At 70.0% G+C, this 11253-nt stretch carries 8 protein-coding genes; 6 read left to right on the top strand and 2 right to left on the bottom strand.

All coding sequences use genetic code 11. From position 1 onward, the window contains the following. The first annotated feature begins 31 nt into the window (after positions 1-31). The 3 genes from ACRRSS_RS26890 to ACRRSS_RS26880 all read left to right on the top strand — a co-directional run bounded on the left by ACRRSS_RS26890 (position 32) and on the right by ACRRSS_RS26880 (position 4657). A complete protein-coding gene (locus ACRRSS_RS26890) occupies positions 32-718 on the top strand; it encodes a GNAT family N-acetyltransferase (RefSeq protein WP_435973677.1) in 687 nt (228 codons plus the stop codon). 100 nt (positions 719-818) lie between these two features. Further along, positions 819-2633 (top strand): IucA/IucC family protein, encoded by a 1815-nt coding sequence (locus ACRRSS_RS26885; protein ID WP_435975430.1) that lies wholly within the window; start codon positions 819-821, stop codon positions 2631-2633. A gap of 50 nt (positions 2634-2683) precedes the next feature. Then, positions 2684-4657: an ATP-dependent DNA helicase gene (locus tag ACRRSS_RS26880; protein ID WP_435973676.1), complete on the top strand. Its 1974-nt coding sequence runs from the start codon at positions 2684-2686 to the stop codon at positions 4655-4657. A 111-nt stretch (positions 4658-4768) separates the two neighbouring features. On the opposite strand, the gene lexA is transcribed toward ACRRSS_RS26880, so the two are convergent. After that, entirely contained in the window at positions 4769-5557 is a 789-nt protein-coding gene (gene lexA / locus ACRRSS_RS26875) for a transcriptional repressor LexA (RefSeq protein WP_209497163.1), read from the bottom strand. A gap of 439 nt (positions 5558-5996) precedes the next feature. Between lexA and nrdR the strand changes: the two genes are divergently transcribed. Continuing rightward, a complete protein-coding gene (gene nrdR, locus ACRRSS_RS26870) occupies positions 5997-6506 on the top strand; it encodes a transcriptional regulator NrdR (RefSeq protein ID WP_435973675.1) in 510 nt (169 codons plus the stop codon). A 168-nt stretch (positions 6507-6674) separates the two neighbouring features. Beyond that, entirely contained in the window at positions 6675-9569 is a 2895-nt protein-coding gene (locus ACRRSS_RS26865; protein ID WP_435973674.1) for a vitamin B12-dependent ribonucleotide reductase, read from the top strand. Positions 9570-9707: 138 nt separating this feature from the next. Here ACRRSS_RS26865 and ACRRSS_RS26860 read toward each other — a convergent pair whose 3' ends face one another. After that, complete coding sequence (locus ACRRSS_RS26860; RefSeq protein ID WP_435973673.1) at positions 9708-10238, bottom strand: TerD family protein; 531 nt, start codon at positions 10236-10238, stop codon at positions 9708-9710. Positions 10239-10335: 97 nt separating this feature from the next. Between ACRRSS_RS26860 and ACRRSS_RS26855 the strand changes: the two genes are divergently transcribed. Next, positions 10336-11211, top strand: a complete 876-nt coding sequence (locus ACRRSS_RS26855; protein ID WP_435973672.1) for an arylamine N-acetyltransferase family protein — start codon at positions 10336-10338, stop codon at positions 11209-11211. The last annotated feature ends 42 nt before the right edge of the window (positions 11212-11253 follow it).

Below are 11253 nucleotides of genomic sequence, written 5' to 3'. Positions count from 1 at the left end.
CAGACCGCACCGCCGAGAGGAGAGCGACACCGTGTCACCCCACCGCCCCCCGGCAGACCCGCCCGGCGACGACACCCTCGACCTGAGGCTCGACGAACTGGTCGCCCTCCTCGAAGGCGGTCACCCCGACGACGACCTCGTCGACGGCTCCCTGCTGGACTCCGTGGCCTCCTGGGCGCCGGCCGACACCGCGGTCGGTACCTTCCGGCTCGTCCCCGTACGGATCGAACGGGATCTCCCACTCCTCACCCGATGGATGAACGACCCCACCGTCGCCGCCTTCTGGGAGCTCTCCGGACCCGAGACGGTGACCGCCGAGCACCTTCGCGCCCAACTCGAAGGCGACGGCCGCAGCGTCCCCTGTCTGGGCGTGCTCGACGCCACACCGATGAGCTACTTCGAGATCTACCGCGCCGACCTCGATCCGCTCGCCCGGCACTATCCGTCGCGCCCCCACGACACCGGTATCCATCTGCTGATCGGAGGCGTCGCGGACCGGGGCCGCGGCGTCGGCACCACACTGCTGCGCGCCGTCGCCGATCTCGTCCTCGACCACCGTCCCCGCTGTACCCGCGTCGTCGCCGAACCCGACATCCGTAACACCCCCTCCGTCTCGGCCTTCCTCGGCGGCGGCTTCCGCTATGCGGCGGAAGTCGACCTCCCCGACAAACGAGCGGCGCTCATGCTGCGTGACCGCGCCCTCCGTCACGTTCTGTGAACGACCCTCTGTCTTCTATACACCGCTCGCCCCACACCGGTTCCCACTTCGAGGAGTCCTCGTGTCGATGTCCCCTGCACCCCACGACTCCGCACAGCCCATGCCCCTCGCGCCTCCCGCCCCGTCTCCCACGGCCGACCCGAACGCGTCGCCCGAGCTGCTCGCGCCCCCCGAGCTGAACGCCGCGGCCTGGACCCGGGCCTCCTCCCGCCTGCTCGCCAAGGCTCTCGCCGAGTTCGCCTACGAGGAGATCGTCGAGCCCGTCCCGGCCGGCGAGGAGGAGCCCGATCTCCACGTCCTGCGGCTCGACGACGGCACCGCCCTCACCTTCCGTGCCCGCCGAGGCGCCTACGGCGGGTGGCACGTCGCCGCCGACTCGGTCACCGTCGACGGCCGACCCATGACCGACGCCCTCGACTTCCTCGTCCGTGCCCGGGGTCTCCTCCGGCTCGACGGCGCCACCCTCGGTCACCTCATCCGCGAGCTCTCCGCGACCCTCGCCGCCGACGCCCGCCTCGACCACACGGCACTCACCGCCGCCCGGCTGGCCGACCTCTCCTACGCGGAACTCGAAGGCCACCAGGCGGGCCACCCCTGGCTCGTCCTCAACAAGGGCCGCGTCGGCTTCTCCGCCACCGACGCGGCCCGTTGGGCACCCGAGGCCCGACGTGCCACCCGCCTGCCGTGGATCGCCGTCAGCAACCGACTCGCCGCCTACCGCGGCGTGGCCGGCCTCGGCACCCCAGACCGTCTCTACGCCCAGGAGCTCGACCCCGAGGTCCACACGGCGTTCCGCGCCGAGCTGACCGCCCGCGGCCTCCAACCCGACGGCTACCTCCTGCTGCCCGTCCACCCCTGGCAGTGGGACGAGGTCCTGCTCCCGCTCTACGCTCCGGCCGTCGCCGCCGGGACCGTCGTCCCGCTCACCGCCGACGGCGACCTCAGACTGCCGCAGCAGTCGGTCCGTACCTTCCTCAACACCAGCCGCCCCGACCGGCACACCGTCAAGCTCCCGCTCTCGGTGCTCAACACCCTGGTCTGGCGTGGCCTGCCCACCGAGCGGACCCTGGCCGCGCCCGCGGTCACGGCATGGGTCCACGGCCTGCGCGACGCCGACCCGTTCCTGCGGGACGAGTGCGGGGTGATCCTCCTCGGCGAGGTCGCCTCCGTCGCCGTCGAGCACCCCCTGTACGACCGGCTGCCCGAAGTCCCGTACCAGTACAAGGAACTCCTCGGAGCGATCTGGCGGGAGCCGCTGCGGCTGCCGCCGGGCGAGCGGGCCCGCACCCTCGCCTCCCTGCTCCACGTCGACCCCGACGGGCGGGCGTTCGTCGCCGAACTCGTCGAGCGCTCCGGACTCGCCCCCGCCGTCTGGCTCCAGCACCTCTTCGCCGCCCTGCTGCCCCCGCTGCTGCACTTCCTCTACCGGTACGGCACGGTCTTCTCCCCGCACGGCGAGAACGCGATCGTCGTCTACGACGGCCAGGACGTACCCGTACGCCTGGCGATCAAGGACTTCGTCGACGACGTCAACATCAGCGCCCAGCCGCTTCCCGAGCACGACACCCTGCCGGACGACGTCCGCGCGGTCCTCCTGACCGAGGAGCCCGACTTCCTCGTCCAGTTCATCCATTCGGGGCTCTTCGTCGGCGTCTTCCGCTACCTGGCACCGCTCTGCGAGGAGCAACTCGAAGTTCCCGAGACGGACTTCTGGTCCCTCGTGCGCGCGGAGATCCTCCGCCACCAGGCACGCTTCCCCGAGCTGAAGGAACGGTTCGAACTCTTCGACCTCCTCACCCCCCGGATCGAGCGGCTCTGTCTCAACCGCAACCGTCTGCACCTGGACGGCTACCGGGACCGCCCCGAGCGCCCTCACGCGGCCGTCCACGGAACCGTTCCCAATCCGCTCGCGTGACGCGCGCGCGTGCCTGGGCTGTCAGTGGTGCCCCGTAGGCTTGTGGGGCTATGACGAAGCCATCCCTCCCCGACCTCCTCCACGCCGCCGTCGCCGCTGTCGGCGGCACGGAGCGGCCCGGCCAGGTCACCATGGCCGAGGCCGTGGCCGAGGCCATCGACGACAACTCCCACCTCCTCGTCCAGGCCGGCACCGGCACGGGCAAGTCGCTCGGCTACCTGGTGCCGGCGCTGGCCCAGGGGGAGCGGGTGGTGGTGGCCACGGCCACCCTGGCGCTGCAGCGCCAGCTCGTCGAGCGCGACCTTCCGCGGACCGTGGACGCGCTGCATCCGCAGCTGCGCCGCCGTCCGCAGTTCGCCATGCTCAAGGGCCGTTCGAACTACCTCTGCCTGCACCGGCTCCACGAAGGAGTGCCGCAGGACGAGGAGGACGGCCTCTTCGACCCCTTCGAGGCGGCCGCGCCCACGAGCAAGCTGGGCCAGGACCTGATGCGGCTCCGGGACTGGTCGGACGAGACGGAGACCGGGGACCGGGACGACCTGACGCCCGGTGTCTCGGACAAGGCCTGGGCACAGGTCTCGGTCTCCTCCCGGGAATGCCTGGGCGCGAGCAAGTGCGCGTACGGCCCGGAGTGCTTCGCCGAGGCGGCGCGTGAGCGCGCCAAGCTCGCCGACGTCGTCGTAACCAACCACGCCCTCCTCGCCATCGACGCCATCGAGGGCGCCCCGGTCCTTCCGCAGCACGAGGTGCTGATCGTCGACGAGGCCCACGAGCTGGTCTCCCGGGTCACCGGGGTCGCCACGGGCGAGCTCACCCCCGGCCAGGTGAACCGTGCCGTGCGCCGGTCCGCGAAGCTGGTCGACGAGAAGGTCGCCGACCAGCTGCAGACCGCCGCCGAGGGCTTCGAGCGCGTGATGGAGCTGGCCCTGCCGGGGCGCCTGGAGGAGATCCCGGAGGATCTCGCGTACGCGCTGATGGCGCTGCGGGACGCGGCCCGTGCGGTGATCACGGCCCTGGGCTCCACGCGGGACCGGTCCGTGCAGGACGAGGACGCCGTACGCAAGCAGGCCATGGCCTCCGTGGAGTCCGTCCACGGTGTCGCGGAGCGGATCACGCAGGGTTCCGAGTACGACGTCGTCTGGTACGAGCGTCACGACCGTTTCGGGGCGTCGGTGCGGGTCGCTCCGCTCACCGTCTCGGGACTGCTGCGGGAGAAGCTGTTCACGGAGCGGTCCGTGGTGCTGGCCTCGGCGACGCTCAAACTGGGCGGCGACTTCAACGGGGTCGGTGCTTCGCTCGGTCTCGCTCCCGAGGGCACCACGGGCGACGACCTGCCCGTCTGGAAGGGCATCGACGTCGGCTCCCCGTTCGACTACCCCAGGCAGGGCATCCTCTACGTCGCCAAGCACCTCTCCCGCCCCGCCCGCGACGGGGACCGGGGCGACATGCTCGACGAGCTGACGGAGCTGATGCAGTCGGCCGGCGGACGGACCCTCGGGCTGTTCTCGTCGATGCGTGCGGCGCAGCAGGCCGCGGAGGAGTTGCGGACCCGGGTCCCGGAGCTGCCGATCCTGCTGCAGGGCGAGGACACACTCGGCGAGCTGATCAAGAACTTCGCGGCCGATCCGCAGACCTGTCTCTTCGGCACGCTGTCGCTCTGGCAGGGCGTGGACGTTCCGGGAGCCAGCTGTCAGCTGGTCGTCATGGACAAGATCCCGTTCCCTCGCCCGGACGACCCGCTGATGAGCGCCCGGCAGAAGGCGGTCGAGGAGGCCGGGGGCAACGGCTTCATGGCGGTCGCGGCGACGCACGCGGCCCTGCTGATGGCGCAGGGAGCGGGCCGCCTGGTGCGGGCCACGGGTGACCGGGGTGTCGTGGCGGTCCTCGACCCCCGGCTGGCCACGGCCCGGTACGGCAGCTATCTGAAGGCCTCGCTGCCCGATTTCTGGTACACGACCGACCGCAACCAGGTTCGGAGGTCGCTCGCGGCCATCGACGCCGCGTCCAAGGCCGCCGGCGGCTGAGCCTCACCGGGGAGTGCGAAGGGCTCGGGTGCTCCCGGAGCCCCTCCGGACACGGTAGGGCCCCGGAACCGGCGCAGTGGGTTCCGGGGCCCGGTCAGAGCCGGCGAGGTGTCACACCCGCCGGAGTACCGCCACGACCTTGCCGAGGATGGTGGCCTCGTCGCCGGGGATCGGCTGGTACGCCGCGTTGTGCGGGAGCAGCCAGACGTGACCGTCCTCGCGCTTGAAGCGCTTCACCGTGGCCTCGCCGTCCAGCATGGCCGCCACGATGTCGCCGTTCTCCGCGACGGGCTGCCTGCGGACGGTGACCCAGTCGCCGTCACAGATGGCGGCCTCGATCATCGAGTCGCCGACGACCTTGAGGACGAACAGCTCGCCGTCGCCGACCAGCTGCCGGGGGAGCGGGAAGACGTCCTCGACCGACTCCTCCGCCAGGATCGGCCCGCCGGCCGCGATCCGGCCGACCAGCGGCACGTAGGACGCGGCGGGCTTGCCCGTGGTATCCGTCGGCTGCGTGCTGGGCTGGTCGGAACCGCGGACCTCATAGGCCCGGGGGCGGTGCGGGTCGCGACGGAGGAAGCCCTTGCGCTCGAGCGCCATGAGCTGGTGCGCGACCGAGGAAGTGCTGGAGAGGCCGACCGCCTGCCCGATCTCGCGCATCGACGGCGGGTAGCCGCGTCGCTGGACCGAGTCGCGGATGACTTCGATGACCCTGCGCTGCCGGTCGGTGAGACCGGAACTGTCGGCTCGGATGCCTGGAGGTCGCCCGGGGAGGGCGCGGGCGGGTCGCCCGGGCTCCTCGCCGTTCATGCTTGTGTCATTCATGGCGTGTACCGGCTCGAGTCGGCCCTGGGAGCGGTCCTGGGCGGTGATGGTGGCACTGTCTGCGGTGGTGGTCACGTCGTCGGCCCCTCTCGAATGGTCTCCCTGGCTGGCACAACGGTAGTGGCTTTCGAAAGGTTGCGCCAAACACACGTTCGAGTGAAAATTCGCAGATTGCCTTACGCCTGTACGCATACGGGTGTATGAGCACTCTCACGCCGCCGCCCCAAAACGGTCATTACAGTAGCCTTCGCCGCCGGGCCGCGGGCATCCGGTGCACCTTCCCAGTGTCGCACCCGCGGGTGCGGAATCGCGGGAGCGGGCGCGCCGCGACACGCGGAGGGTCCGGAAGCGCCCCCAACCCAAGATCTAGTGGTTGGATGGCACCGGCCACCCAGGGGTAGTGGTCCCCGGTCTGCCGGGGGTGCCCACATCGCCTATGCTGGTGGTCGCCTCGCAGGGCCTTCACGGGCCCGGTGAGGTTCACCAGTCGTGCCGTGAGGGAGGGTCGGAACCAATGCACTGCCCCTTCTGCAGGCACCCCGACAGCCGTGTCGTCGACAGTCGCACCACCGACGACGGGACGTCGATCCGACGCCGTCGCCAGTGCCCCGACTGCTCCCGTCGTTTCACGACGGTCGAGACGTGCTCGCTCATGGTGGTGAAGCGGTCCGGTGTCACCGAGCCCTTCAGTCGTACCAAGGTCATCTCCGGGGTGCGCAAGGCGTGCCAGGGGCGACCGGTCACCGAGGACGCCCTCGCCAAGCTCGGCCAGCGGGTCGAGGAGGCGGTGCGCGCCACCGGCAGCGCCGAGCTGACCACCCACGACGTGGGTCTGGCCATCCTCGGCCCGTTGCAGGAGCTCGACCTCGTCGCGTACCTGCGCTTCGCGTCCGTGTACAAGGCTTTCGACAGCCTGGAAGACTTCGAGACCGCCATCGCGGAACTCCGCGTGCGGCCTCTCTCTGAGAACGGCGGGACCGGTGCGACCCCCGAGGTCCCCGTTCCCGCGACCGCCGCCGACTGACCGGCGGCCCGGGTCCACGGGCCCGGCCGGCCGCGGAGCGGCCGACAGACGTGCCCCGAGCGCGACCCCCGTGGCGTTCGTGGCAGCAGTACAGAACGACGTACAGAAGACGGTGCCCTGGGACTTTCTGGGTGCCGAAGTGTGTTTTGCCCGTATATGGGAGGCGGCATGACAGAGACGGCGAGCGGTCCGGCAGCACGTGGTTCTCGTTCCAAGGGAACCAAGGCGAGCAAGGGCCTGCGTATCGAGCGCATCCACACCACCCCCGGCGTGCATCCGTACGACGAGGTGGCCTGGGAGCGCCGTGACGTCGTCATGACCAACTGGCGCGACGGCTCGATCAACTTCGAGCAGCGTGGCGTCGAGTTCCCCGACTTCTGGTCGGTGAACGCGGTCAACATCGTCACCAGCAAGTACTTCCGCGGGGCCGTCGGCACCCCGCAGCGCGAGACCGGTCTCAAGCAGCTCATCGACCGGATCGTGAAGACGTACACGAAGGCCGGCGAGGAGTACGGCTACTTCGCCTCGCCCGCCGACGCCGAGATCTTCGAGCACGAGCTGGCCTACGCCCTCCTGCACCAGATCTTCAGCTTCAACTCGCCGGTCTGGTTCAACGTCGGCACGCCCCAGCCCCAGCAGGTCTCCGCCTGCTTCATCCTGTCCGTCGACGACTCCATGGAGTCCATCCTCGACTGGTACAAGGAGGAGGGCATGATCTTCAAGGGCGGCTCCGGAGCCGGCCTGAACCTCTCCCGCATCCGCTCCTCCAAGGAACTGCTCTCCTCCGGCGGCAACGCCTCCGGCCCGGTCTCCTTCATGCGCGGCGCCGACGCCTCCGCGGGAACGATCAAGTCGGGCGGCGCGACCCGCCGCGCGGCCAAGATGGTCATCCTCGACGTCGACCACCCCGACATCGAGGACTTCATCGAGACCAAGGTCAAGGAGGAGGAGAAGATCCGCGCCCTCCGTGACGCGGGTTTCGACATGGACCTGGGCGGCGACGACATCACGTCCGTCCAGTACCAGAACGCCAACAACTCCGTCCGCGTGAACGACACCTTCATGAAGGCGGTCGAGTCCGGCGGGAAGTTCGGTCTCACCTCCCGTATGACGGGCGAGGTCATCGAGGAGGTCGACGCCAAGTCGCTCTTCCGCAAGATGGCCGAGGCCGCGTGGGCCTGCGCCGACCCGGGCATCCAGTACGACGACACGATCAACCACTGGCACACCTGCCCCGAGTCCGGCCGTATCAACGGCTCGAACCCGTGCAGCGAGTACATGCACCTGGACAACACGTCCTGCAACCTCGCCTCGCTGAACCTGATGAAGTTCCTCAAGGACGACGGCAAGGGCAACCAGTCCTTCGAGATCGAGCGCTTCGCCAAGGTCGTCGAGCTCGTCATCACCGCGATGGACATCTCCATCTGCTTCGCCGACTTCCCCACCCAGAAGATCGGCGAGAACACCCGCGCCTACCGCCAGCTCGGCATCGGCTACGCCAACCTCGGCGCCCTGCTGATGGCGACCGGCCACGCGTACGACTCCGACGGCGGCCGCGCCCTCGCCGGTGCCATCACCTCCCTGATGACCGGCACCTCCTACAAGCGCTCCGCCGAGCTTGCCGCGGTCGTCGGCGCGTACGACGGCTACGCCCTGAACGCCGAGCCGCACCAGCGCGTCATGCAGCAGCACGCCGACGAGAACACCAAGGCCGTCCGCACGGACGACCTGGACTCGCCGATCTGGGCCGCCGCCACGGAGGCCTGGCAGGACGTGATCCGCCTCGGCGCCAAGAACGGCTTCCGCAACGCCCAGGCCTCGGTCATCGCCCCGACCGGCACCATCGGTCTCGCGATGTCCTGCGACACCACCGGCCTCGAGCCCGACCTCGCCCTGGTCAAGTTCAAGAAGCTGGTCGGCGGCGGCTCGATGCAGATCGTCAACGGCACCGTCCCGCAGGCCCTGCGCCGCCTGGGCTACCAGGAGGAGCAGATCGAGGCGATCGTCGCCCACATCGCCGAGAACGGCAACGTGATCGACGCTCCCGGTCTGAAGACCGAGCACTACGAGGTCTTCGACTGCGCCATGGGCGAGCGTTCCATCTCCGCGATGGGCCACGTCCGCATGATGGCCGCCATCCAGCCGTGGATCTCCGGCGCCCTCTCCAAGACCGTGAACCTGCCGGAGACGGCCACGGTCGAGGACGTCGAGGAGGTCTACTTCGAGGCCTGGAAGATGGGCGTCAAGGCGCTCGCCATCTACCGCGACAACTGCAAGGTCGGCCAGCCCCTCTCCGCCAAGAAGAAGGAGGAGGAGAAGGTCGAGGTCACCGCGAAGTCCGAGGCGACGATCCGCGAGGCCGTCGAGAAGGTCGTCGAGTACCGCCCGGTCCGCAAGCGCCTGCCCAAGGGCCGTCCGGGGATCACCACCTCGTTCACCGTCGGTGGCGCCGAGGGCTACATGACCGCCAACTCCTACCCGGACGACGGTCTCGGCGAGGTCTTCCTCAAGATGTCCAAGCAGGGTTCGACGCTCGCCGGCATGATGGACGCCTTCTCCATCGCCGTCTCCGTCGGTCTGCAGTACGGCGTCCCGCTGGAGACGTACGTCTCGAAGTTCACCAACATGCGCTTCGAGCCGGCCGGCATGACGGACGACCCGGACGTGCGGATGGCGCAGTCGATCGTCGACTACATCTTCCGCCGCCTGGCGCTGGACTTCCTGCCCTTCGAGACCCGCTCCGCCCTCGGCATCCACTCGGCCGAGGAGCGTCAGCGCCACCTGGACACCGGCTCGTACGAGCAGTCCGAGGAGGACGACGTCGACGTCGAGGGTCTGGCCCAGTCGGCGCCCCGTGCTCAGGAGCTGAAGGCCGTCGCCGCCCCGGCTCCGAAGATCGAGGTCCCGGCCCCGAAGCAGGCCCACACCTCGGCGGAGCTCGTCGAGATGCAGCTCGGCATCAGCGCCGACGCCCCGCTCTGCTTCTCCTGCGGTACGAAGATGCAGCGCGCCGGCTCCTGCTACATCTGCGAGGGCTGCGGCTCGACCAGCGGTTGCAGCTGACACCCGGCGTGGCCGCGTCGGACGTGATGTCCGGCGCGGTCCGCGCGGGTGACTGACCAGCGCCTCACGAAGGGGACCGGCCTCGCGCCGGTCCCCTTCGCCGTGTCCGGGCAGCCCGCCTTCTCGTGCCGGCGGGTGTCAGGGGTGGGCGGTGCCGAGCACCCTGGTGAAGTCCTGGGGGTCGGCGTCGAAGCCGTGGCTGAGCGGGCGGTACGTCCACCCCTCCGCGCCGACGCGGGTGAACTCCACGACCGTCGCCGATAGGGCGTCCGGTACGTCCGCGAAGTCGTGGACCAGCAGGTCCGTGTAGCCCTCGCGGACCCGGATGCCGGTGTTCGTCACGTCGCCGAAGGCCAGCCGCCCGCCGGCCTGCTGTATGGCGACGCCCACCACCACGCGCGCGTACCGCGGTGCCAGCCGGTCCAGCTCCAGGGTCATGGCCTCGTCGTAGCCGAATCCCTGGCCCGTGCGGCTGTCACGGTGGAGCGTGATCGTGCCGTCGGGGGAGCGGCTGCCGAAGTGCACCAGATGGACCGGCGCCCCGTCCGGGTCGTCCGCCGCGAAGACGCCGGCGACGAGGTCCAGGTCGTGGGCCGGCGCGCCGCTCGGGGCAGGGTCCCACTTGAGCGTCACCTCGACGCGTCCCACTCCCTTGTTGAGTCCGCTCATGGTGCTTCCCCTCTCCGCGTACGCCCCCGCGCACGCTTCGCGTCGTACCGTCGACCGCTCAAAAGCCCGTGGTCCTGGGCCGATTGCTCATGGTGTCATGGGGCTACGACAGGGGGCCCGAGGGTTGAGGGGGGAGAGCGGTTTGTGGAGCGGTGACGAGCTGGATCTCGACGCATATCTGGCTCGAATTGGATATGTGGCCGAGCGGGGCCGTGAACTCGTGCCTGACGCACGGACCTTGGCGGGCCTTCACCGGGCCCACATCCGGGCCGTGCCCTTCGAGAACCTCGACGTGGCGCTGGGGCGGCGGGTCCCCCTGGATCTGAAGAGCCTGCAGGACAAGATCGTGGGGCGGCGCCGGGGCGGCTACTGCTACGAGCAGAACTCCCTCTTCGCGGCCGTCCTCGAACGGATCGGGTTCACCGTGTCCGGCCGTGGCGCCCGTAATCGTTCGCGGGGCGGTGCGCTGACGCCCGTGACGCACGCCCTCCTGGTCGTCACGCTCGGTGGTGAACAGTGGCTCGCCGACGTCGGGTTCGGTTGGCAGGGTCCGCTGGAGCCGGTACCCCTGCGGGACGGGGCGTGCGTCGAGCAGGGCGGCTGGACCTTCGGAATCGGTGTCGAGGCCGAGGGCATCCACGTCCTCCGCTCCCTGCGTCCGCAGGGCTGGACCGATCTGTACGCCTTCGCTCCGCAGACCCTCTACCCCGGTGACTTCGCCGTCATGAACCACTACAGCTCCAGCCACCCCGACTCTCGGTTCCTCGGCCAGGTCGTGGCCCAGAGGCCCGGCGCGGACGTGCGCAGGGCCCTGGTGCGCGAGACGTTGTCGATGGTTCGGACGGACGGCACCACCGAGGAACGGACGCTGCTCGTCGATGAGTTGATCGCCATGCTGGAATCCGAATTCGGAATCGAGCTGGACGAAGGGGAGCGCGCGGCACTGGAGCGAATGCACCCGGCGGGAGCCTGAAGAGGTCTGCCGGGGCGGTCGTCGGCCCCGTACGATGGCGCG

The organism is Streptomyces sp. Qhu_M48, from assembly GCF_051305195.1.
Classification (GTDB): Bacteria; Actinomycetota; Actinomycetes; order Streptomycetales; family Streptomycetaceae; genus Streptomyces.
This window is presented reverse-complemented; position numbering and strand designations above follow the sequence as displayed.